A 23,115-nucleotide genomic window follows, 5' to 3' on the forward strand; every position below is an offset into this window, starting at 1 on the left:
GTGAATAACGGGCTCAATAGCAGATCTCGGCTTGACTCGCCCGGAGCAGCACACTTGTAATTTCACTCGTGTCGTTCAGCCGAAATCGGTAACGGCAACGCACACGGGGACGCGAAAGACAGACGAGGGGCGCACATGACCGAGCTGGTGCAGCAACTGCTGGTCGACGACGCGGACGAGGAACTCGGCTGGCAGGAGCGCGCGCTGTGCGCCCAGACCGACCCCGAGTCCTTCTTCCCCGAGAAGGGCGGCTCCACCAGAGAGGCGAAGAAGGTCTGCCTCGCCTGCGAGGTCCGCTCCGAGTGCCTCGAGTACGCCCTCGCCAACGACGAGCGCTTCGGCATCTGGGGCGGCCTGTCCGAGCGGGAACGCCGCCGGCTCAAGAAGGCCGCCGTCTGACCACTCCACGCACCCGTATCCACAACAGAACGTCACGAACGGCCCGTCGCCGGTGGGTTATCCACAGGTGGCGGGCCGTCCTGATGGCCAGCCGATAGTGTGGTCGCTCGTCCGAGACGCCCCGCTGTCCCCTCGGCCCCCGAGAGGGCGCGGGCGTCCACCGCAGTCCATCGAACCGGGGCCCGTACCTCGATGTCCGTGCACAGCCACACGGCAGCCCAAGAGCAAGCTGCCACACCAGAGTTCCCGCGCCACGTGGTGACCGCGGTCCTCGTCTCCCACGACGGCGCCCGCTGGCTGCCCGACGCGCTCGCCGGGCTGCTCTCCCAGGAGCGCCCCGTGCAGTACGCGGTGGCCGCCGACACCGGCAGCGCGGACGACTCCGCCCGGCTGCTCACCGACGCCCTCGGCGACGCCAACGTGCTGCACCTCGCCCGCCGCACCGGCTTCGGCCAGGCCGTCGAGGAGGCGACCCGCACCGCCCCGGTCCTCACCCCGGAAGAGCTGCCGTACCTCAAGCGCCCCAGCGGCTGGGACCCCGTCACGCGCACCTGGCGCGACGACGCCTACGACCTGCCCGAACTGCCGTACGGCGAGCCCATCCAGTGGCTCTGGCTGCTGCACGACGACTGCGCCCCCGATCCCGACGCCCTCGCCGAGCTGCTGCGCGTCGTCGACAACGAACTCGAACTGGGCCGCGACGACGTGGCGGTCGTCGGCCCCAAGCTCCGCGGCTGGTACGACCGCCGGCAGCTGCTGGAGGTCGGCGTCTCCATCGCCAACTCCGGCCGCCGCTGGACCGGCCTGGACCGCCGTGAACAGGACCAGGGCCAGCACGACCACGTGCGCACCGTGCTGTCCGTCTCCAGCGCCGGCATGCTCGTCCGCCGCGACGTCTTCGAACGGCTCGGCGGCTTCGACCGCCGGCTGCCGCTGATGCGTGACGACGTCGACCTGTGCTGGCGCGCCCACACCGCCGGCCACCGCGTCCTGATCGCCCCCGACGCCGTCGTACGGCACGCCGAGGCCGCCTCCCGCGAGCGCCGCACCGTCGACTGCGTGGGCCGCACCGCCGCCTCCCCGCACAAGGTCGACAAGGCCGGCGCCGTCTACACCCTGCTCGTCAACACCCGCGGCGCCGCGCTGCCCTGGGCGCTGCTGCGGCTCGTTTTCGGCACCGTCCTGCGGACCGTCGCCTATCTCGTCGGCAAGGTCCCCGGCCAGGCAGTGGACGAGATCCGCGGGCTGCTGGGCGTCCTGCTGCGCCCCGAGCGGATCATCGCCGCCCGGCGCCGCCGCGGACCCTCGCAGATCGACAAGGGCGAACTGCGTCAGCTCTTCCCGCCGCCCGGCGCCACCGTCCGGGCCACCGTGGAACAGCTCGCCGCCAACTTCACCAGCGGCTCCGACGACACCTTCCGGGCCGGCCGGCACGGCGGCGCCGTGGAGTCCGGGCCCGGCGGCGACGACGCCGACTTCCTGGAGGTCGAGCAGTTCGCCCGGCTCAAGCGGATCGCCCGCAGGCCCGGCCCCGTGCTCTTCCTCGTGCTGCTGCTGATGTCCCTGGCCGCCTGCCGCGCCCTGCTCGGCAGCGGCGCGCTCGCGGGCGGCGCCCTGCTGCCCGCCCCGGCCGGCTCCGGCGAGCTGTGGTCCCGCTTCGCCGACTCCTGGCACCCGGTCGGCGCGGGCGGCACCCCCTCCGCCCCGCCCTACCTCGCGATCATCGCGACCCTCGCCACGATCCTGTTCGGCTCCACCGGACTCGCGATGACGGTCCTGCTGGTCGCCTCGGTACCGCTCGCCGGATTCACCGCCTACTTCGCCTCCCGGCCGCTGGTCACCTCCCGGCTGCTGCGTGCCTGGGTGGCCATCGCCTACGCCTTCCTGCCCGCCACCACCGGCGCCCTGGCCGGCGGCCGCATCGGCACCGCCGTGCTCGCCGTGCTGCTGCCGCTCATCGCGCGCGCCGGCATCGCCGCGAGCGGCCTCGCGAACCGCTCCGGCGCACGCGGCAGTTGGCGCGCCACCTGGGCGTACGCGCTGCTGCTGACCATCACCACCGCCTTCACGCCGATCGTCTGGCCCATCGCGCTGCTCCTCGGCATCGGCGTGCTCGTCCTGCGCCGCGGCGACCTCGTCGCCCATGCCCTGCGTTTCCTCGCCCAGCTCGGCACCCCGCTGCTGGTCCTCGCCCCCTGGTCGCTGACGCTGCTCCCGACCGGCTTCTTCAAGGAAGCCGGCCTGGCCTACGGCACCTCGGCCGCCTCCGCGCTCGACCTGCTCGGCGCCAGCCCGGGCGGCCCCGGCACCGTGCACGGCCTGATGCTCATCGGCATCGTGCTCGCCGCCCTCGGCGCACTCCTGCGCTCCGAGCGGCAGCTCGGCATCCGCACCGCCTGGGCCGTCGCCCTGGTCGGCCTCGTCTTCGCCGCCTTGTCCAACCGGTCCGCCTGGGCCGGACCGGCCACGCTCGTGTACGGCATCGCCCTGCTGGCCGCCGCCGCCCTCGGCGCCGACGGCGCACGCGCGCGTGTGGCCGAGCAGAGCTTCGGCTGGCGCCAGCCCGTCGCCGCCCTGATCGCCTTCGCCTCGGCCGCGGGCCCGCTGCTCGTCGCCGCCGGCTGGATGATCCGCGGCGCCGACGGCCCCCTGGAGCGCCGCGACCCGACCCAGGTGCCCGCGTTCGTCGCCGAGGACTCCACCACCGGCGACCGGGCCCGCACCCTGATCCTGGACAGCGACTCCACCGCGCGCGTGCGCTACACCCTGGTCCGCGGCTCCGGCGCCCGCATGGGCGACGCCGAGATCAGCGCCGCCGACGGCCAGAACACCCGGCTGGACAAGGTCGTCGCCAACCTCGTCGCCGGATCCGGCGCCGACCAGGCCGACGAACTCGGCGGCTTCGCCGTGCGGTACGTCCTCGTCCACAAGGGCGCGCCCCGCGACATCACCCGCGTCCTCGACACCACCCCGGGCCTGAGCCGGCTCAGCCAGCAGAACGGCGGCGCCCTGTACCGCGTCGACCAGGAGGTCTCGCGGGCCGCCATCGTCCCCGCCGGCGGCTCGGGCGCGGCCCAGCCGGTCAGCGCCGGACCGGTGGAGATCCACACGACCGTTCCCGCCGGCCCGGCCGGCCGCGTCCTGCGCCTCGCCGACACCGCCTCCGAGGGCTGGACGGCCACCCTGAACGGCCACGTGCTCACCCGCACCACGCTCGACGGTTGGGCCCAGGGCTTCCAACTGCCCGCCGACGGCGGCAGGCTGGACGTCACCTACACCGACCCGATCACCCACACCGCCTGGCTGTGGGCCCAGGGCGCGCTCGCCGTCGTCCTGGTCGTCCTCGCCCTGCCCGGCCGCCGCCGCGACGTCGACGACGACCTGCCCGAGGAGGAGCCGCTGCCCGCACAGGCCACCGCGGGCGAGGGCCGCCGCGCCCGCCGGCTGCGGGCCCAGGCCGAGGAGCAGGCCGGCGAGGAGCAGGCCGGCGAGGACCAGCCGGCGGCACCGCCTCTGCCGGAGGAGCCCTCGGCCGCCGTACCCCACCAGCAGTCCTACGCGGAGTGGGACCAGGGGACGTACGTGGACGCCGGATACCCGGGCTACGGAACCGACCCGTACCAGAACGGCGGCCAGTACCCGCCCTCCGGCTACGACCAGCAGGCGTACCCGGCCGCCGACCCGTACCAGACGGGCCAGGACCAGTACGACCCGTACGCCTACGGCGGTACGGCCGACCAGATGCCGTACGACCCCACGAGCTACCAGCAGGGCTACAACCCGGTCTACGACCCCGCCCAGCAGGGCTACGACCCGGCCCAGCACCCCCACGGCACCGGCAGCGAGCGCCCCGACGGGAGCCAGCAGTGAACCGCACCACCCTGTCCCTGATCGCCGCCGTCAGCGCGCTGGCCGCCGTCACCGCGTTCGCCGCGTTCGACGGCCCGTCCGCCTCCGGCGCCCCCGCCCCCGAGGCGGCCGCGAACCTCCCCGTGCAGCGCACGAGCCTGCTGTGCCCGGCGCCGAGCATCTCCGACATCGCCGACACGTCGTACACATCGTTCACGCCCGTCACCCAGGGCGCGGCGAGCGGCGGCAAGGCCCAACTCCAGGCAGCCGGCCAGAACTCGGCGGACGGCACGGCCAACTCCCGGACGGGCAAGGCCTCGAAGGGATCCAAGGGCGGGAAGAAGACGGCGGACCAGCCCGTCCTCACCCCGAAGGCGCCGGGCACCCCGGCCACCGGCGACACCTCCGGCGCCGACGCGCCCGCGCTGATCGGCACCGCCGACGGGAAGTTCGCGCCCGGCTGGACCGTCCAGGAGACCACCGAGGTCGCCGCCGGCACCGGCCGCGGCCTGCAGGGCGTCAACTGCGCCGCCGCGGACACCGACTTCTGGTTCCCGGGCGCCGGCACGGCCACCGGCAGCACCGACTACGTCCACCTGACCAACCCCGACGACTCCGCCGCGGTCGTCGACATCGAGCTGTACGGCAAGGACGGTGCGATCAAGTCCCCGCTCGGCGAGAACCAGACCATCCCGCCGCACGCGAGCAAGCCGATCCTGCTCTCCACCCTCACCGACGCACAGCAGGCCGACCTGACCGTGCACGTCAGCGTGCGCAGCGGCCGGGTCGGCGCGTCGGTGCAGGCCCTGGACGACAAGACGGGCGGCGACTGGCTCGCCGCGGCCGCCGACCCCGCCGGCAGCCTGGTCCTGCCCGGCATCCCGAAGGACGCCACCGACGTCCGGCTGATCGCCTTCACGCCCGGCGGCGACGACGCCGACCTGAAGATCCGCCTGGCCTCACCGGACGGCCTGATCACCCCGGCGGGCAATGAGACCCTGCACGTGAAGTCGGGCATGACCACCACGGCCGACCTCGGCGCGGTGACCCGCGGCGAGGCGGGCTCCCTGGTCCTGACCCCCACGGACCAGTCGGTCCCGGTGGTGGCGGCCCTCCGGGTGGTCCGCGGCAAGGGCGACAAACAGGAAACGGCCTACATCCCGGCCACGGCTCCCGTCGGCACCCGCGCGACCTCGGCCGACAACAGCGCCAAGGGCACGACTCTCGCGCTGTCCGCGCCCACCGCCACCGCCACCGTCAAGGTCACCGCGTCGGCGGGCAGCGAGGGCGGCACGGCGACGACGAAGACGTTCACGATCAAGTCCGGCACCACGCAGGACGTGCCCGTGCCCGTCCCCTCCGGCCTGCAGGGCACCTACGCCCTCACCGTCGAAACCGTCTCCGGCGGCCCGGTCTACGCCTCCCGCACCCTCTCCGCCACGGAATCCGGAATCCCCGGCTTCACCATCCAGACCCTCCCGAACGACCGGGGCATGGTGGCGGTACCGACGACGACGCAGGACCTGTCGGTCCTGCAGAAGTGAGGTGACGTTCCGTGGCGCCGTCGGCTGCGCGGCACCGCCGCCGCTGCGGGCCGTCGTGCCGGCTGGGGCGGCGCCCACCTTGCCGGCGCCGTAGCCCCGCAGGGCCCCGCGGGGACTAGTCCTCCCCGTACCGCGGATCCACAGTCTCCGGCGTCAGCCCGAGCAGCTCGGCGACCTGCTCCACGACCACCTCGTGCACCAGCGCGGCCCGCTCGTCCCGTCCCTTGGTCCGGATCTCCACCGGCCGCCGGTACACGACCACCCGCGCCCGCCGCCCGTCCCGCGCGGCGACGACCCCGCCCAACGGCACGGCCTCGTCACTCCACCCCTGCTCACCCCGCCCCTCCAGCCGGGGCACCTCCAGCACCAGGAAGTCGATGTCGGCAAGCTGCGGCCACCGCCGCTCGAGACGCTCCACGGAGTCCTGCACCAGGTCCGCGAACACATCGGCACGGCTGGCCGCCAGCGGCACCTGCGGCGGCGCGATCGGCCCTCGCATGCCCCTTCCGTGACGATCACGGCGACGGGGCCCGGGGCCGGCGGCACGGGGCGGTACACGGTTGTCCATCACTGGGGAAGCGTAGTCCCCGCACGCTCCCCCCGCCCGACCCCACACGGCAACCCACCCCCCACCCCACCCCGCCCGGGCACGTCCGACCAGCCACACCCGATCAGCCCCGCGGGCGAGCACATCCCCGGCCGATCGAGGCCCCTCGGCAGCCGATCACGTCCCCGCCGATCAGCCCGCCCCCGATCGGCCCCGTTCGGCTCCGACCGGCCCTCTCCACCCCGTGTCGCAGGTTGACCGTTCCAGCCAACGTCTGGCTCGTTTCCGTAACCCTCCAAGACCGCTGAACTCAAGGCAATTGACGGTGTTTGTGCCGAGTCATGACCGTATCGAGTCGCGCCCAAAACCCGCCGAGAACCCGTCCACGCAGGTCAACACGGCCTCCTCGAAGGGGTGTGTGGGGGGTTTCACAGCACGACACGGTGGAGTGACCTGGTGGAGAGTCGTCGCGGCCCGCTCAAGAGTGCGGTACCGTCCAACGTCGTGAGCCCTGTACGTCGCTGTTCGCGCACCGCTTGCGGCCGACCCGCCGTCGCGACGCTGACGTACGTCTACGCCGACTCGACCGCGGTCCTCGGCCCGCTCGCCACCTACGCCGAGCCGCACTGCTACGACCTGTGCGCCGAGCACTCCGAACGCCTCACCGCCCCCCGCGGCTGGGAGGTCGTCCGCCTCCTCGACGGCTCCGCCCCCGCGCGGCCCAGCGGAGACGACCTGGAAGCGCTCGCGAACGCCGTGCGCGAGGCGGCCCGCCCCCAGGAGCGCGCAGCCGAGGCGGGCGGCGGCGGAGGCCGTACGGCGGACCCCATGGAGGTCGCCCGCCGCGGCCACCTGCGAGTCCTGCGCTCCCCGGACAACTGAGCCCACCGCTCCTCAAGCCGGCGCACGGCACCCCACCCCTGGTTACGACTGGGCCTCCTCCTGGTGTCCGCACACCTCGCCCTTACCCCGGACGGGTAGTTTGTGGGCACACATAGGACTTTCAGGAGGGTTGGCCGTGGCTGCTGATCTGTCGCAGATCGTGAAGGCGTACGACGTACGTGGAGTGGTTCCGGATCAGTGGGACGAGTCACTGGCCGGGCTCTTCGGCGCCGCCTTCGCGGAGGTGACGGGTGCGGCGGCCATCGTCGTCGGCCACGACATGCGGCCCTCGTCCCCCGGCCTGACCCGTGCCTTCGCGCGCGGCGCGGCGGACCGCGGCGTGGACGTCACCGAGATCGGGCTGTGCTCCACCGACCAGCTCTACTACGCCTCCGGCGCCCTGAACCTGCCCGGCGCGATGTTCACGGCCTCCCACAACCCGGCCCAGTACAACGGCATCAAGATGTGCCGCGCGGGCGCCGCCCCGGTCGGCCAGGACACCGGCCTCACGCAGATCCGCGAACTGGTCGAGCGGTGGCTGGAGTCGGGCGCACCCGAGCCGGTCGCCCAGCCGGGAACCCTGACCACCCGTGAGACGTTGGACGACTACGCGGCGCACCTCCGCTCGCTCGTCGACCTGACCTCCATCCGCCCGCTGAAGGTCGTGGTCGACGCCGGCAATGGCATGGGCGGCCACACGGTCCCCTCGGTCTTCGTCGGCTTGCCCCTGACCCTCGTCCCGATGTATTTCGAACTGGACGGCACCTTTCCCAACCACGAGGCCAACCCGCTCGACCCGGCCAACCTGGTGGACCTGCAGAAGCGCGTCCCGGCGGAGGGCGCCGACCTCGGCATCGCCTTCGACGGCGACGCCGACCGCTGCTTCGTCGTGGACGAGCACGGCGACCCGGTCTCCCCGTCCGCGATCACCGCGCTGGTCGCCGCCCGCGAGCTCGCCCGCAACGGCGGCAAGGGCACGATCATCCACAACCTGATCACCTCCCGTACGGTCCCCGAGGTCGTGAAGGAGAACGGCGGCACCACGGTCCGCACCCGCGTCGGCCACTCCTTCATCAAGGCCGAGATGGCGCGCAGCGGTGCGATCTTCGGCGGCGAGCACTCCGCGCACTACTACTTCAAGGACTTCTGGAACGCCGACACGGGCATGCTGGCCGCCCTGCACGTCCTGGCGGCCCTCGGCGGCCAGGAGGGCCCGCTGTCCGCCCTCACCGCCCAGTACGACCGCTACGTCGGCTCCGGAGAGATCAACTCCACCGTCGCCGACCAGGCCGACCGCCTCGCCGCGATCCGCTCCGCGTACGAGAACCGCGCCGACGTCACCCTGGACGACCTCGACGGCCTCACCGTCGCCGCCGCCGACTGGTGGTTCAACGTCCGCCCCTCCAACACCGAGCCCCTCCTCCGCCTGAACGCCGAGGCGAAGGACGAGGCCACGATGACCAGGATCAGGGACGAGGCCCTGTCGATCATCAGGGGCTGAGCGGCCGGGCGAACGGCGTCCAGGGGGCGGTGCCCCCTGGACGGTACTGGCAGCCCGGCTCAGCCCGTCCACCAGCGGTACGCTGACCAGGCACATCCACAGACAGACACCCGCCCTCGAAGGGACACCCCATGCCGCTCGAAGCCGGCCTTCTGGAGATCCTCGCCTGCCCGGCCTGCCACGCCCCCCTCAAGGAGCAGGGCACCGAGCTGATCTGCACGGGCCAGGACTGCGGCCTCGCCTACCCCGTCCGCGACGACATCCCGGTCCTCCTCGTGGACGAGGCCCGCCGCCCCCAGTGACGACGCCCCTCACGGCGTAGACAACCCGCACAGGACCCCGGCGCTCGGAGGCACCGCCCATGCTGGACGAATCGCTGCTCGACACCCCGGAGGGCCTCGCCGAGGCCGACCGCCGAGGCCTGCTGCGCGGCGCCGCCGAGGCCGGCGCCCGCGTCCGCACCGCCGCCCGGCACGCCACCGAGGCCGGCGTCGGCGACCTCAAGCCCGACGGCCGCCCCCGCGCCGTCCTCATCGCCGGCCCCGGCGCCGCCGCCACGCACACCGCCGACCTGCTCGGCACCCTGGCCGGCGTCGGCAGCCCCGTGGTCCGCCTGGCCCCGACCGGCGTCGCCCCGGCCGCCGGCGCCCTGCGCTGGGAGCTCCCGGGCTGGGCCGGCTCCGTGGACCTCCTGCTGATCGCCACCCCGGACGGCACCGAACCGAGCCTGTCCCTCCTCACCGACCAGGCCTACCGCCGCGGCTGCTCGGTCGTCGCCGTCGCCCCGGCCGGTACCCCGCTCGCGGAGGCGGTCACCGGCGCCCACGGGCTGTTCGTACCGATGGCGACGGCGCCGTACGACCAGGAGGAACCGCTCGCCGCGTCCTCCCCGGGCGTCTTCTGGGCGCTGCTCACCCCGCTGCTGGCGCTGCTGGACCGGGTCGGACTGATCAGCGCCCCGCCGGACGCCCTGGAGAAGGTCGCCGACCGCCTGGACCACATCGCCGAACGCTGCGGCCCCGCCATCGCGACCTACAGCAACCCGGCCAAGACCCTCGCCGCCGAACTCGCCGACGCGCTCCCCGTGGTGTGGACGGAAGGGCCCTCGGCGGGCCCCGCGGGCCACCGTTTCGCCGCCGCCCTCGCCGAACTCGCCGGCCGCCCCGCGCTCGTCGCCGAACTCCCCGAGGCGCTTGCCGCGCACAGCGCCCTGCTGGCCGGCCCGCTGGCCGCCAGCGCCGACCCCGACGACTTCTTCCGCGACCGCGTCGAGGAGCCGCCCGCGCTGCACGCGCGCGTGGTGCTGCTCCGCGACCGCCCGATCAGCGGCCTCACGGCCGCCCCCGCCGCCCGTGACGTGGCCCTCAGCCATGACACGCCGATCAGCGAACTCGAACCTGAGGAGGGCGGCGAACTGGAGTCCCTCGCTGAACTGATCGCCGTCACGGATTTCGCCGCCGTTTACCTGGCGCTCGCTTCGAGGGCCTGATCTGGCTACGGGCCGGAAGACCCGCGCCCACCATCAGCACGGCAACCGGCGCCGTCACCGACGCCGGCCGGGCAGCCGTACGTACGGAGACAGAGAAGAATCATGGACCGCCTCGACAACACCATCCGCCCCTATGCCTGGGGTTCCCCCACCGCCATCCCGCACCTCCTCGGCGTCGAGTCGACCGGTGAACCGCAGGCGGAGATGTGGATGGGCGCACACCCCGGAGCCCCCTCGCGCACCGCTCGCGGGACGCTGGTCGAGGTCATCGACGCGAACCCGGAGGCAGAGCTGGGCAAGGCCGCCGTGGCGAAGTTCGGTCCGCGCCTGCCTTTCCTCCTCAAGATCCTCGCCGCCGGCGCGCCCCTCTCCCTCCAGGTGCACCCCAACCTGGAACAGGCCGGGGAGGGTTACGCCGACGAGGAGCGCCGCGGCATCCCGGTCGACGCCCCGCACCGCAACTACAAGGACGCCAACCACAAGCCCGAACTGATCTGCGCGCTCACCGAGTTCGATGGCCTGTGCGGCTTCCGCGACCCGGTCCGGGCCGCGGACCTGCTCGACGGGCTCGGCGTCGCCTCCCTCAAGCCGTACGTCGACCTGCTGCACGCCCGCCCCGAGGACGCGGCCCTGCGCGAGGTGCTCACCGCGATCCTCACCGCCGACCCGGAGGAGATGGCGCAGACGGTCGCTGAGACGAGCGCCGCCTGCGCCCGCCTCGGCGGCGACTACACCACCTACGCCGACCTCGCCCAGCACTATCCGGGCGACCCCGGCATCATCGCGGCCATGCTGCTGAACCACGTCCGCCTGCAGCCCGGCGAGGCCCTGTTCCTCGGCGCCGGCATCCCGCACGCCTACATCAGCGGCCTCGGCGTCGAGATCATGGCCAATTCCGACAACGTCCTGCGCTGCGGCCTGACCCCCAAGCACGTCGACGTCCCCGAACTCCTGCGCGTCGTCCGCTTCGAGGCCGGCGACCCGGGCGTACTGCGCCCCGAGGCCTCCCCGGCCGGCGAGGAGGTCTACGACACACCGATCGACGAGTTCCGGCTCTCCCGGTACGTCCTCCCCGAGGGCGGCGCCGCCCACGACCTCACCCTCGACACCCCGCAGATCCTGCTCTGCACGGCCGGCTCGGTCCGCGCCGGCGAGCACGAGCTGAGCCCGGGTCAGTCGGTCTTCGTCCCGGCCGGCGAGACGGCGGAGATCTCGGGCACTGGCACGCTCTTCCGTGCCACTGTGATCGTATGACCGGGGTTGTGGATACCTGACGCGGCGGAGCCCGGCCGGGCTGCAAGAATGGCCCACGGCAAAGGCCGGGCAAAGCCGGGGCACGCCCGGCGGCGTGGACGTACGGGGGCTCCGAGGGCCTCAGAGGCGAAGGGACAACGCGGACTCATGAGCGCGTCAGGCGGTACGAAGGCGATCGTGGCGGCACTCGGCGCCAACCTCGCGATCGCGGCATCCAAGTTCGTGGCGTTCGCGTTCAGCGGCTCCTCCTCGATGCTCGCCGAGGGCGTTCACTCGCTCGCCGACTCCGGCAACCAGTTCCTGCTGCTCATCGGCGGCAAGAAGGCCCAGCGCGAGGCGACCCCGCAGCACCCCTTCGGCTACGGCCGCGAGCGCTTCATCTACGCCTTCCTCGTCTCGATCGTCCTGTTCTCCATCGGCGGCATGTTCGCCATCTACGAGGGCTACGAGAAGATCAGCCACCCGCACGAACTGGAGCACTGGTACTGGCCGGTGGGCGTCCTGATCTTCGCGGTCATCGCCGAGGGCTTCTCCTTCCGCACGGCCATCAAGGAGTCCAACGAACTTCGCGGCAGACTGAGCTGGGCGCAGTTCATCCGCCGCGCCAAGGCCCCCGAGCTGCCCGTCGTCCTGCTGGAGGACTTCGGCGCGCTCATCGGTCTGGTCCTCGCCCTGCTCGGCGTCGGTCTCGCGGTCCTCACCGGCGACGGCGTCTGGGACGGCATCGGCACCGTCTGCATCGGTGTCCTGCTCGTCTGCATCGCCCTGGTCCTGGCCGCCGAGACCAAGTCGCTGCTGCTCGGCGAGGCGGCGGGCCTGGACGTGATCAAGAAGATCGAGGAGGCGACCGTCGACGGCGACACGGTCACCGGCGTCATCCATATGCGCACGCTCCACCTCGGCCCCGAGGAGCTGCTGATCGCCGCCAAGATCGCCGTGCAGCACGACGACACGGCCGCCGAGGTCGCCACCGCCATCAACGCCGCCGAGGCCCGCATCCGTGCCGCCGTCCCCATCGCCCGAGTCATCTACCTGGAACCGGACATCTACAGCGAGGCCGAGGCGGCCAAGGGCCCGGACCCGGAGGCCACCCCGGGCGGCCCGGCCCCGCACGCCGCCGGCCACTGAGCCGGGACCTCAGCTCCCGCTGGGCGACACCGGCCAGGGAATCTGGGGCAGCTCCGGCACCCTCCGCCGCCGTACGGCGAGGAAACCGATGCCCAGGCCGATGCCGGTGAGCAGCAGCACGCCGCCGAGCAGCAGGGCCGCCACCAGCAGGGCAGGGACCGTGCGGTCGTCCGTCACCCGGCCCAGCACCGCGTGCGCGGATACCGTCCCGCCCTGCTCGTCCAGGTGGAAACGCGAGTCCTGGGAGTCCGCCCGGTAGTCACCGAGGAGGAACAGCCGCCCCTCCGGGACCTTCACGTCATACGGCCGGTGCACGCCGTCGGCGTCGCCGCCGTACACATACGGCTCCTCGACCGGCTTCCCGTTCACGGTCACCCGCTCCCGTGAACCCGCGACCGTGCAGCACCGCACCCGGTCCCCACCCACGCCGACGACCCGCTTCATCAGGGGTCCGTCGAGCCCGTAGGACTCCGGCGGCGTGAACACCACCACGTCACCGCGCCGCACCTCGCTCCCGCCGACGCGCTCCCAGACGACCTGGTCACCCCGTCCGTACGTCGGCCTCATGCTGTTGCCACCCACGGTGGAGACCCCGTACGCGTCCCGCAGCCACCCGAAGCCCCCGACGGCCAGTACCAGCCCCAACACCCCCACCACAACCGCCGCCAGCCCCAGCCCCCGCCCCCGTCTTCCGCCCGCCATGCCTCTTCCTCCCCGAGCGACCCGTCCAAGGCCGCGGAGAATAGCGCCCCTTTGTGAATGCGCTGTGCGGCGGGGGGATTTGTGGCTGGGGTGGTGGCGGGGGTGTCCCTTCCCGCCCCCACCCGCTCCCTTCAGCCGCGTCGGCTCACCCGACCTCACCGAGCACGTCGAGCACCGCGCGCCCGTTCGGCGCCGCCAGCAGCCGCTCCCGGAAACCGGGATCCATCAGCTTGCGGGAGAGCAGCGCGAGGATCCGCAGATGCTCGTCGCCCGCAGCCGCCTCCGGTACAGCGATCATGAAGACCAGCCGGGCCTTCGTACCGTCCGGTGAGCCCCACTCGACCCCCTCGGCGGAGCGCGCGAAGCCGACGACCGGCGCGGTCACCGCGTCCGTCTTGGCGTGCGGGATCGCGATCTCCTCACCGAGCCCGGTCGTCCCCTGCTCCTCCCGCCGCAGCGCGGTCGCCACCAACTCGTCCACATCGGCGACCCGCCCGCTCCGCGCGAGCAACTCCGCCATCTCCCGGACAGCGGCCTCCTTCTCCACCGCCCGGAGCGCGCCCTTCACGGTCCGCTCACCGAGGTAGCCGTCCAGCACCAAGGACCCACCCCCCTCAGCCGCAGCATCTCCAGCCCGCCCGGCGCCCTGGGCGCCCTCCGCCTGCTCTGCTTCCTCGGAGTCCTCAACGGCGCCCACCCGGACCGAGCCCCCAGAGACCACGGCACCGGCACCGCCCCCCGAAGCCCCCGCCCCGGCCCGCCCAGCCACGACCACCCCCGCAGGCACATCCCCCGACCCGGAAGGCCCCTCACCGACGCCTTCGGCACCCGCCGACGGCGAGAACCCCCCACCGGCGCCACCCGTACCCGACGGCGATTGCCGCACGAGTGGTGCAGGCGGGAACCCGATCCCCACCACTCCTGAACCCGCGCCGACAGGCACAACCCGCCCCCGGCGCCCACTCACCCCAAGCCCACTCACCCCAACCAGACCCACGGTCACGAGCGCAGTCACCACAGAACCGATCACCACGGCGACGAAGAACATCGGCACCCCACTCACCGCGCCCAGCACCGCCACGATCGGCCCCCCGTGCGGCACCGCGTCCTTCACTCCAACCAGCCCGGCAACCGCACCGGCCACCGCCCCGCCCAGCATGTTCGCCGGAATCACCTGCGCCGGCCGCGCCGCCGCGAACGGAATCGCACCCTCCGAGATGCCGAAGCACCCCATGAACAGCGCCGCGAGCCCCGTCTCGCGCTCCGGCTCGCTGTACAGCCGCCGACGGATCAGCGTGGCCAGTCCCTGCCCGAGCGGCATCACCGGGATCGCGGCGGCGCACATACCCATCACCGTCTGGTTGCCGCTCGCGATGAGCCCGGCCCCGAACAGGAATGCCGTCTTGTTCACCGGCCCGCCCATGTCGAACGCGATCATCAGCCCGAGAATCGCGCCGAGCAGGATCGCGCTCGTCCCCGTCATCCCGCCGAGCCAGCTCGTCAGATGCTCGAACACCCAGGAGATCGGCTTGCCGATGACGTAGATGAAGAACAGACCGAGCACCGTCGTGGCGACGATCGGGATCACGATGATCGGCATGATCGGCTGCACGAACTTCGGCACCCGCACCTTCTTGATCCACAGCACCAGATACCCGGCGAGGAACCCGGTCACGATCGCCCCGATGAAGCCCGCGCCCGCCTTGGAGTCGTACAGCGTGCCCGTGTTCGCGATCCAGCCGCCGATCATGCCCGGCACCAGCGCGGGCCGGTCGGCGATCGCATAGGCGATGTAGCCGGACAGGACCGGGATCATCAACTGGAAGCCGATCCCGCCGATTGCGTTGACATGCGCCCAGAAGGTGCCGTCGGGGATCACATAACCCTTCGACGTGGCATGGCCGCCGAGCGCGAGCGACACCGCGATCAGCAGACCGCCCACGACCACGAACGGGATCATGTACGACACGCCGTTCATCAGCGCCTTGTACACCGGCCCCCGCTCCCGGCCGCCACCGGAGGTCACCGACGCCGAACCGCTCACGGTCCCGTCCGGCGCGTGCACGGGCGCCGACCGCACCCGCTCGATCAGCTGCTCGGGATGGTGGATGCCCTCGGCGACCCCGACCGTCAGCACCCGCTTGCCGGCGAAACGGCTCAGGTCGACGTCCTTGTCGGCGGCGACGATGATCCCGTCCGCGGTTCTGACATCGTTGTCATCGAGTACGTTCTCGGCCCCGATGGATCCCTGGGTCTCCACCTTCATCTCGATGCCACGGCTCGCCGCGGCCTGCGCAAGCTTCTCCGCCGCCATGTACGTGTGCGCGATGCCGGTCGGGCACGCGGTCACCGCCAGCAGCTTCACCTGCCGCCGCTCGTCATCGCGGCCACCCGTGGAGGGAGGGCCGGCCGGACTCGTCACGTCTGTCTCCTCACACCTTCGTCGCACGAGGCACCGTCGCGGACACCCCGCGAGCGGACCGGTCGGCCCCGGTCCCTCTGCATCCTGCACCACCCCACCCCGGACCCAAGGGTGCGAAAGTCCCCGTTCTTCACGGTCCTTGGACTCCCGCCCCGCGGTCGTTCGCACCTCCGCCGGCCCGGCTCCTGCCCCCTCCCCAGCCCTCGAAACCGCCTCCCGGACGGCTCGAACCGCACGGAGGCGGACTGGGGCCGAACGGGCCGTCCGGTGTAGCTTGGGACGGAGCCAGACGTCGCTGCTGATGGCGGTCGGGCGGTCCCTCGCGGACCGACCGAGGGAGAGAGGGCCTCCGACGGACTGCGCTGCGCGCACGTGGGCATGCCAGTGTCCTCATCTCGGGCACCCGTGTGTCCGCCGCCGCGCAGACCAGCCGTACCCCCACCTCGATCCGACACCGAGGAGCAGCTCGCAATGACGACTGTCGACAGCCGACAGGACTTCAAGGTCGCCGACCTCTCGCTGGCCGAGTTCGGCCGCAAGGAGATCACCCTCGCCGAGCACGAGATGCCCGGCCTGATGGCGATCCGCAAGGAGTACGCCGAGGCCCAGCCCCTCGCCGGCGCCCGCATCACCGGCTCCCTGCACATGACCGTGCAGACCGCCGTGCTCATCGAGACCCTGGTCGCCCTCGGCGCCCGCGTCCGCTGGGCCTCCTGCAACATCTTCTCCACCCAGGACCACGCGGCCGCCGCCATCGCCGTCGGCCCGAACGGCACGCCCGACAACCCGCAGGGCGTCCCGGTCTTCGCCTGGAAGGGCGAGACCCTGGAGGAGTACTGGTGGTGCACGGAGCAGGCGCTGACCTGGCCGGACACCGCCACCGGCGGCCCGAACATGATCCTGGACGACGGCGGCGACGCCACCCTCCTCGTCCACAAGGGCGTCGAGTACGAGAAGGCCGGCGAGGTCCCCGCCCTGGACACCGCCGAGTCCGACGAGCACCGCGTCATCCTCCAGCTGCTGCACCGCACCCTGGGCGAGAACCCCCAGAAGTGGACCCAGCTGGCCTCGGAGATCCGCGGCGTCACCGAGGAGACCACCACCGGTGTCCACCGCCTGTACGAGATGCAGCGCGAGGGCTCCCTCCTCTTCCCGGCGATCAACGTCAACGACTCCGTCACCAAGTCGAAGTTCGACAACAAGTACGGCTGCCGCCACTCCCTGGTCGACGGCATCAACCGCGCCACCGACGTCCTGATCGGCGGCAAGACCGCCGTCGTCTGCGGCTACGGCGACGTGGGCAAGGGCTGCGCCGAGTCGCTACGCGGCCAGGGCGCCCGTGTGATCATCACCGAGATCGACCCGATCTGCGCCCTGCAGGCGGCGATGGACGGCTACCAGGTCACCACCCTGGACGAGGTCGTGGAGACCGCCGACATCTTCATCACCACCACCGGCAACAAGGACATCATCCTTGCGTCGGACATGGCGAAGATGAAGCACCAGGCGATCGTCGGCAACATCGGTCACTTCGACAACGAGATCGACATGGCCGGCCTCGCCAAGGTCCCCGGCATCGTCAAGGACGAGGTCAAGCCGCAGGTCCACACCTGGAAGTTCCCGGACGGCAAGGTCATCATCGTGCTGTCCGAGGGCCGCCTGCTGAACCTGGGCAACGCCACCGGTCACCCGTCGTTCGTGATGTCCAACTCCTTCGCGGACCAGACCCTGGCCCAGATCGAGCTGTTCACCAAGCCCGACGAGTACCCGACCGGCGTCTACGTGCTGCCCAAGCACCTCGACGAGAAGGTCGCCCGCCTCCACCTGGACGCGCTCGGCGTCAAGCTCACCAAGCTGCGCCCGGAGCAGGCCGCGTACATCGGCGTGGAGGTCGACGGCCCGTTCAAGTCGGACCACTACCGCTACTGAGCCGGCGACTCCGTAGTCCCGCCCGCCGGGGAGCACACCGGTGCACCAGCGTGCTCCCCGGCAGCAGGTCCCCCGAGGCAGGCCCCCGCACCCCCGTGCCGGGGGCCTGCCCCTTTGGCCGGACCCGCCCGGGCAGCACCGGAGGAACCGGCGGTCCGGCCGGACCCGTCAGCCCGTCGAAGACTCAGGACCCCCATGCCCCGCGGCCGTTATTCGCTCCACGATCCGCACGATCACACCCCCCTCGGCGAAGAACACTTCCAGTGCGCCCCCGGTCCCTCCGGCTGGCGCTATGTCTCCCGGCTGACCAGCCCCGCCGGCGATCACCGCGGCTCGGTCGACCTCGCCCTGGACGACCTCGGCCGCCCCATCCGTCTCGAACTCCACGCGGGGGAGTGGCAGGTGCGCGGAGCCGCCCTCGACGGCGTCACCTGGGTCCGCACCGATCCCACCGGAACCCATGCCACCGAAGGCAATGTGCGCGCCCACGCCTTCACCGGCACGTCCCCCGCGTTCCTCGTCGCCACCGCCCGTCTCCTGCGCCTCACCCCCTCGTCCGCCGCGACCCGCGTACGCCTGGTCGCCTTCACGGACCCGGTCCTCGCCCCCCGCACCGTGGACCAGTCCTGGGCCCTGGTGAACAGCGAAGCACACGCCACTGACAATGGCCCCCTGGCCGTGGACGAATACCAGGTCACAGCGCTGGACACGGGTGAGCGGCACACCGTTCACATCGCCGGGGACGTCGTCCTGGCCGCACCCGGAATCGAGCTGGAGGACCTCCAGTCACCGCCGTCGAGGTTCGGCTGAACGCCGGGACCCGAGAGACCGCCGGGCAAGTCCCCGCCCGACAAGACGACTGGAAGGAGACTGAGCGGACCCGCCGCTTCCACGCCTCCTACGCCGGTGGTGCGAAACCGGTGGCCGGGCGGTCCGCAGACGGCTCGTCCCGCGGAGGTACGGCCGACGGCGGAAGCGGCGCCTGCGGCGGCTGAGCCCAGTCCTGCGGCCGGTCCGGCCGAGCGGGATTCCGCGACCCGGCCGCCACAGCGGGCGTCTGAGGTGAAACCGGCGGCTGAGCGGAAACCGATGGCTGATAAGCGGCCGGTGCGCCGGGCGCGGCCGCCTCTGGGGCGAATCCAATGGCGCCGAAAGCCTGCCGGGCCTCACGCGACTGCCGCTCGTGCACCACAGCGGCCAGGAAGGCAGCCGCCGGAAGATCCTGCGGCACAGCAGCCCCCGTCCGCGCCGCGAGGTCGGCGGCGAGCCGCTGGGCCATCCCTTCCGAGACCTGCGGATCGAGCTGCCCGAGCCGGGTCAGGTACTGCCGAACCGCCAGCCACAGCCCGTCCGGCACCGCCGACAGATCCAGCTCGGCGAACCGCCCGGCCAGCCACGGGGGCGGCGGCGGAACAAAGCCGGCCCGACCGGCCGGTATCCGCTCACGCACGACCAGAGTGCCCGCGAACACGTCACCGAGCCTCCGGCCGCGTGCCGACACCAGTGAGGCGATGCAGGCGATCACACCGAACGTCAGCAGGATCTCGACCACACCGATCGCACCCCGCACCAGCGCGTGCCGGAACCGGATCGGCCCACCGTCGTCCCGCACCACGCGGAGCCCGAACGCCAGCTTCCCCAGCGACCGCCCATGGCTGAGGGTCTCCACCGCGATCGGCCCGCCGACCAGCACCAGCAGAAACGTCGCGATCGACAGGGCCACCTGCGCGGCCTCGTCCAGCGACGCGGCCGACATCACCACCACGATGGTGACGACGACGTAGGCGACCACGGCCACCACGAGATCGAGCAACACGGCCAGCGCCCTGCTCGGCAGCTTTGCCGGCCGCAGTTCGAGCGCCACCGCCTCGCCCGTCACCAGCTCACTCACGCCCGCCGTCCTTCCCTGATCTGCCCCCGGAAGCGCAAGTCTGCCAAGCTGTGGGCACATCGCGCCCCAGTGCGACTATCTGACCGCGATCGAGAGCATCCCCGACGAACAGTCGACGACCAGCCAAGGAGCAGGCAGACCCGATGGACCTGGACGTCTTCGTCTCCGTACACCGAGCCGAATGGGACCGCCTCGACACCCTGCTCCGCCGCCGACGCCGCCTCACCGGCGCCGAGGCCGACGAACTCGTCGCCCTCTACCAGCGCACTGCCACTCATCTGTCCCTCATCCAGTCCAGCGCCCCGGACCCACAGCTGACAGGACGGCTCAGTCAACTGGTGGCACGCGCGCGTAGCGCCGTCACCGGCACCCGCCGCGCCTCATGGCGTGACGTCACCCGCTTCCTGGGCCAGGGCTTCCCGGCCGCGGTCTACCGCGCCCGCCACTGGTGGGTTCCCACGGCACTGGTCTCCACTGCCATCGCGATTCTCCTGGGCTGGTGGATCGGCACCCACCCGGACGTCCAGTCGTCGATCGCGGCGCCCGGGCGCCTGCGTGACCTGACCCGCCCCGGCGGCGAGTACGAGACGTACTACTCCAGCCATCCCGCGGCGGCCTTCGCCGCCCAGGTGTGGACGAACAACGCACAGGCAGCCGCGATGTGCCTGGTCCTGGGCGTCTTCCTGGGCCTGCCTGTCCTCTGGATCCTCTTCGAGAACATGCTCAACCTGGGCGTCGGCTTCGGCCTGATGTCCTCCGCCGGCCGACTCGACACATTCCTGGGACTGGTCCTTCCGCACGGCCTGCTCGAACTGACGGCAGTCTTTGTCGCCGCGGGTACGGGACTGCGCCTGGGCTGGACACTCATAGACCCCGGCCCCCGCAGCCGGCGCACCGCTCTCGCCGAAGAAGGCCGCGCGGCCGTAGGCATGGCGATCGGACTCGCTCTGGTCCTTTTCGTCTCCGGCGCCATCGAAGGCTTCGTCACGCCGTCCGGCCTGCCCACCTGGGCCCGTATCGGAATCGGCGTCCTGGCCGAGCTGGCCTTCCTGACGTACGTCTACGTCCTGGGCGGCCGAGCGGTACGCGCAGGTGAGACCGGCGATCTAGAAGCGACGGACCGCAGCGCCTCGGTGCCCACCGCGGCGTGATGTGTGTTCCACCCCTGTGAGCTGCTAGTCTCCTCCTCGCCCCGCAAGACCCGTTGACACGGGTGGCGTGGGGAGGTAGATTTAAACAGTTGCCTGGAACTGGACAAGTTCATCGGCGAAGGTTAGACTCTACGAGCTTCGAGAGAAGTCGCGAACGGCATCTCGCAGAAGCATCTCCCGATTACTCAGAAATGAGCGGCCGGTCAGACCGGCCAAGAACTTCTGATAAAGTCGGAACCGCCGGAAAGGAAACCGCGAGAAAAAGCGGAAAACCTGGAAAGCGCCGAGGAAATCGGATCGAGAAAAGATCTGATAGAGTCGGAAACACCGAAGGGAAGCGCCCGGAGGAAAGCCCGAGAGGGTGAGTACGAAGGAAGCGACCGTTCCTTGAGAACTCAACAGCGTGCCAAAAGTCAACGCCAGATATGTTGATACCCCGTCCGTCGGACATCAGTTCCGATGGTCGAGGTTCCTTTGAAAAACACAGCGAGGACGCTGTGAACCGCCGGACTATTCCTCCGGTGGTTCCGCTCTCGTGGTGTTTGCCCCGATCACGGGGAAGCATTCACGGAGAGTTTGATCCTGGCTCAGGACGAACGCTGGCGGCGTGCTTAACACATGCAAGTCGAACGATGAAGCCCTTCGGGGTGGATTAGTGGCGAACGGGTGAGTAACACGTGGGCAATCTGCCCTGCACTCTGGGACAAGCCCTGGAAACGGGGTCTAATACCGGATACGAGCCTCCTCCGCATGGTGGAGGTTGGAAAGCTCCGGCGGTGCAGGATGAGCCCGCGGCCTATCAGCTTGTTGGTGAGGTAACGGCTCACCAAGGCGACGACGGGTAGCCGGCCTGAGAGGGCGACCGGCCACACTGGGACTGAGACACGGCCCAGACTCCTACGGGAGGCAGCAGTGGGGAATATTGCACAATGGGCGAAAGCCTGATGCAGCGACGCCGCGTGAGGGATGACGGCCTTCGGGTTGTAAACCTCTTTCAGCAGGGAAGAAGCGCAAGTGACGGTACCTGCAGAAGAAGCGCCGGCTAACTACGTGCCAGCAGCCGCGGTAATACGTAGGGCGCAAGCGTTGTCCGGAATTATTGGGCGTAAAGAGCTCGTAGGCGGCTTGTCACGTCGGGTGTGAAAGCCCGGGGCTTAACCCCGGGTCTGCAGTCGATACGGGCAGGCTAGAGTTCGGTAGGGGAGATCGGAATTCCTGGTGTAGCGGTGAAATGCGCAGATATCAGGAGGAACACCGGTGGCGAAGGCGGATCTCTGGGCCGATACTGACGCTGAGGAGCGAAAGCGTGGGGAGCGAACAGGATTAGATACCCTGGTAGTCCACGCCGTAAACGGTGGGCACTAGGTGTGGGCAACATTCCACGTTGTCCGTGCCGCAGCTAACGCATTAAGTGCCCCGCCTGGGGAGTACGGCCGCAAGGCTAAAACTCAAAGGAATTGACGGGGGCCCGCACAAGCGGCGGAGCATGTGGCTTAATTCGACGCAACGCGAAGAACCTTACCAAGGCTTGACATACACCGGAAACGTCTGGAGACAGGCGCCCCCTTGTGGTCGGTGTACAGGTGGTGCATGGCTGTCGTCAGCTCGTGTCGTGAGATGTTGGGTTAAGTCCCGCAACGAGCGCAACCCTTGTCCCGTGTTGCCAGCAGGCCCTTCGTGGTGCTGGGGACTCACGGGAGACCGCCGGGGTCAACTCGGAGGAAGGTGGGGACGACGTCAAGTCATCATGCCCCTTATGTCTTGGGCTGCACACGTGCTACAATGGCCGGTACAAAGAGCTGCGAAACCGTGAGGTGGAGCGAATCTCAAAAAGCCGGTCTCAGTTCGGATTGGGGTCTGCAACTCGACCCCATGAAGTCGGAGTTGCTAGTAATCGCAGATCAGCATTGCTGCGGTGAATACGTTCCCGGGCCTTGTACACACCGCCCGTCACGTCACGAAAGTTGGTAACACCCGAAGCCGGTGGCCCAACCCCTTGTGGGAGGGAGCTGTCGAAGGTGGGACTGGCGATTGGGACGAAGTCGTAACAAGGTAGCCGTACCGGAAGGTGCGGCTGGATCACCTCCTTTCTAAGGAGCATCTAGCTGCCGCGAGGCAGCCAGAGCCACTACGTCGGCGAACGATCGACGGTGGTCAGCTCATGGGTGGAACGTTGACTACTCGGCACACTTGACCTGCTCTGGTCGCCAGTACTGCTTCGGCGTGGAACGCGAGATGGAGGGGCGAGGGTGTCGGGCACGCTGTTGGGTGTCTGAGGGAATGAACTTTCCTCGGTCGCCGGCCCCGGTGAACTCGAGCCTGTTGGTTCGGGGTGACGGGTGGCTGGTCGTTGTTTGAGAACTGCACAGTGGACGCGAGCATCTGTGGCCAAGTTTTTAAGGGCGCACGGTGGATGCCTTGGCACCA

16 protein-coding genes and 1 rRNA gene are annotated in these 23,115 nt (G+C 70.9%); 13 read left to right on the plus strand and 4 right to left on the minus strand.

Annotated elements, in window-relative coordinates; translation table 11 throughout:
* The first annotated feature begins 135 nt into the window (after positions 1 to 135).
* From ACWCQS_RS25965 to ACWCQS_RS25975, 3 genes are all read left to right on the plus strand, one after another.
* Positions 136 to 399 carry a WhiB family transcriptional regulator gene (locus ACWCQS_RS25965; protein ID WP_003975777.1) on the plus strand — a complete coding sequence of 88 codons (264 nt, stop codon included), beginning with the start codon at positions 136 to 138 and terminating at the stop codon, positions 397 to 399.
* 192 nt (positions 400 to 591) lie between these two features.
* Positions 592 to 4,269, plus strand: coding sequence for a glycosyltransferase (locus ACWCQS_RS25970; RefSeq protein WP_451006659.1), 3,678 nt, complete (start codon positions 592 to 594; stop codon positions 4,267 to 4,269).
* A complete protein-coding gene (locus ACWCQS_RS25975) occupies positions 4,266 to 5,792 on the plus strand; it encodes a DUF5719 family protein (RefSeq protein WP_451006660.1) in 1,527 nt (508 codons plus the stop codon). Before ACWCQS_RS25970 ends, ACWCQS_RS25975 begins: the two co-directional genes overlap by 4 nt.
* Before the next feature lie 115 nt (positions 5,793 to 5,907).
* Here ACWCQS_RS25975 and ACWCQS_RS25980 read toward each other — a convergent pair whose 3' ends face one another.
* A complete protein-coding gene (locus tag ACWCQS_RS25980) occupies positions 5,908 to 6,291 on the minus strand; it encodes a metallopeptidase family protein (protein ID WP_451006661.1) in 384 nt (127 codons plus the stop codon).
* 504 nt (positions 6,292 to 6,795) lie between these two features.
* Between ACWCQS_RS25980 and ACWCQS_RS25985 the strand changes: the two genes are divergently transcribed.
* The 6 genes from ACWCQS_RS25985 to ACWCQS_RS26010 all read left to right on the plus strand — a co-directional run bounded on the left by ACWCQS_RS25985 (position 6,796) and on the right by ACWCQS_RS26010 (position 12,593).
* Positions 6,796 to 7,221 carry a DUF3499 domain-containing protein gene (locus ACWCQS_RS25985; protein ID WP_094216539.1) on the plus strand — a complete coding sequence of 142 codons (426 nt, stop codon included), beginning with the start codon at positions 6,796 to 6,798 and terminating at the stop codon, positions 7,219 to 7,221.
* 136 nt (positions 7,222 to 7,357) lie between these two features.
* Positions 7,358 to 8,722, plus strand: coding sequence for a phosphomannomutase/phosphoglucomutase (locus ACWCQS_RS25990; protein WP_451006662.1), 1,365 nt, complete (start codon positions 7,358 to 7,360; stop codon positions 8,720 to 8,722).
* 131 nt (positions 8,723 to 8,853) lie between these two features.
* Positions 8,854 to 9,024, plus strand: a complete 171-nt coding sequence (locus ACWCQS_RS25995) for a Trm112 family protein (RefSeq protein ID WP_451006663.1) — start codon at positions 8,854 to 8,856, stop codon at positions 9,022 to 9,024.
* A 59-nt stretch (positions 9,025 to 9,083) separates the two neighbouring features.
* A complete protein-coding gene (locus tag ACWCQS_RS26000; RefSeq protein ID WP_451006664.1) occupies positions 9,084 to 10,211 on the plus strand; it encodes an SIS domain-containing protein in 1,128 nt (375 codons plus the stop codon).
* A 102-nt stretch (positions 10,212 to 10,313) separates the two neighbouring features.
* Positions 10,314 to 11,465: a mannose-6-phosphate isomerase, class I gene (manA, locus tag ACWCQS_RS26005; protein ID WP_451006665.1), complete on the plus strand. Its 1,152-nt coding sequence runs from the start codon at positions 10,314 to 10,316 to the stop codon at positions 11,463 to 11,465.
* Positions 11,466 to 11,612: 147 nt separating this feature from the next.
* Positions 11,613 to 12,593, plus strand: coding sequence for a cation diffusion facilitator family transporter (locus ACWCQS_RS26010; RefSeq protein WP_451006666.1), 981 nt, complete (start codon positions 11,613 to 11,615; stop codon positions 12,591 to 12,593).
* Positions 12,594 to 12,602: 9 nt separating this feature from the next.
* Here ACWCQS_RS26010 and lepB read toward each other — a convergent pair whose 3' ends face one another.
* Entirely contained in the window at positions 12,603 to 13,295 is a 693-nt protein-coding gene (lepB, locus tag ACWCQS_RS26015; protein ID WP_451006667.1) for a signal peptidase I, read from the minus strand.
* 145 nt (positions 13,296 to 13,440) lie between these two features.
* Positions 13,441 to 15,717, minus strand: coding sequence for a fructose-specific PTS transporter subunit EIIC (locus ACWCQS_RS26020; protein ID WP_451006668.1), 2,277 nt, complete (start codon positions 15,715 to 15,717; stop codon positions 13,441 to 13,443).
* Positions 15,718 to 16,188: 471 nt separating this feature from the next.
* Here ACWCQS_RS26020 and ahcY point away from each other — a divergent pair, with 471 nt between their 5' ends.
* A complete protein-coding gene (ahcY, locus tag ACWCQS_RS26025) occupies positions 16,189 to 17,646 on the plus strand; it encodes an adenosylhomocysteinase (protein WP_451006669.1) in 1,458 nt (485 codons plus the stop codon).
* Between the two features lie 195 nt (positions 17,647 to 17,841).
* Positions 17,842 to 18,456, plus strand: coding sequence for a hypothetical protein (locus ACWCQS_RS26030; protein WP_451006670.1), 615 nt, complete (start codon positions 17,842 to 17,844; stop codon positions 18,454 to 18,456).
* 88 nt (positions 18,457 to 18,544) lie between these two features.
* On the opposite strand, the gene ACWCQS_RS26035 is transcribed toward ACWCQS_RS26030, so the two are convergent.
* A complete protein-coding gene (locus tag ACWCQS_RS26035) occupies positions 18,545 to 19,537 on the minus strand; it encodes an RDD family protein (protein WP_451006671.1) in 993 nt (330 codons plus the stop codon).
* Positions 19,538 to 19,680: 143 nt separating this feature from the next.
* On the opposite strand from ACWCQS_RS26035, the gene ACWCQS_RS26040 reads away from it, so the two are divergent.
* Positions 19,681 to 20,688 (plus strand): stage II sporulation protein M, encoded by a 1,008-nt coding sequence (locus ACWCQS_RS26040; protein WP_451006672.1) that lies wholly within the window; start codon positions 19,681 to 19,683, stop codon positions 20,686 to 20,688.
* Positions 20,689 to 21,252: 564 nt separating this feature from the next.
* Positions 21,253 to 22,778, plus strand: a 16S ribosomal RNA gene (locus ACWCQS_RS26045).
* Positions 22,779 to 23,115: the final 337 nt, after the last annotated feature.

The sequence above is a fragment of the Streptomyces sp. NPDC002076 genome (assembly GCF_053593835.1).